Here is a 785-nt window from a genome sequence, read left to right as displayed (position 1 = left end):
CGCCCGCCTCGGCGGCCCGGAAAGCCCCTACCGCGACGCCGAGGAGACACTCGAGGCGGTGTGCCGGGCCCTGGTACGGCAGAGCGAGGGCACCTTCCTGGTGGCGAAGCTGCACTGCTCGGCCCTGCTGCGGCTGAACGGGGCGGCCGGCCCCCAAGACGAGGAGTTCCGGCAGGCGCTGGCCTGGGGGCTGGACGAGGCCCTGGACCACGAGATCCGGGCGCTGGACACCGCCGGGCCGGGCGGGGCTCCCGCCGCCGGCTGGGCCCTGGGCCTCCTGCTCCCGCTCGCGCTCTCCTTCGGCGCCGGTCTGCCCGAGGACGACGGGATCTGGCTCGAGGCGGCGCGGGCACTGGCCCAGGCGCGAGGGGACAGCCGCGTCTACGAGGCCGGCGACGTCATCGCGATCCGCGGCGTCGGCGGCGCGCACATCGTGGCGCACGGTGAGGCGGGCCAGCCGGTCTTCCGGCTCAACCACGAGGCGCTCGCCGGCCATGTGCTGCGCGTCTGCGGCATCCCGGATCCCCAAGCGCACGCCACGATGGTGGCCGTGCTCCGCCACGTCCACGGTGAGCTGTACCGGGGACGCGGCGCCACCAACCCCTACGTCGCGCGGTACGTGCCCGCACACGCCGCCAGGGCCGGCGCTCTGGCCGGTCTCCTCAAGGACGCCGAGCTGCTCGTCCGGCTGGATCCCGAGCGGCTCGTGGCCCAGCTCGACCAGCCCGGCGCGGCCGCCTCGGCCCAGGCGCAGCTGTACCGGCCCGTCGCCGAGGACCTGGCGC

At 76.3% G+C, this 785-nt stretch carries 1 protein-coding gene; it reads left to right on the top strand.

Going from position 1 to position 785, the window contains the following annotated elements:
• A partial coding sequence (locus BEK98_RS49485) for a hypothetical protein (RefSeq protein ID WP_167444477.1) occupies positions 1 to 785 on the top strand: 785 nt, incomplete at both ends.

Origin of the sequence: Streptomyces diastatochromogenes (assembly GCF_002242805.1) — a bacterium.
GTDB lineage: Bacteria > Actinomycetota > Actinomycetes > Streptomycetales > Streptomycetaceae > Streptomyces > Streptomyces diastatochromogenes.
This window is presented reverse-complemented; position numbering and strand designations above follow the sequence as displayed.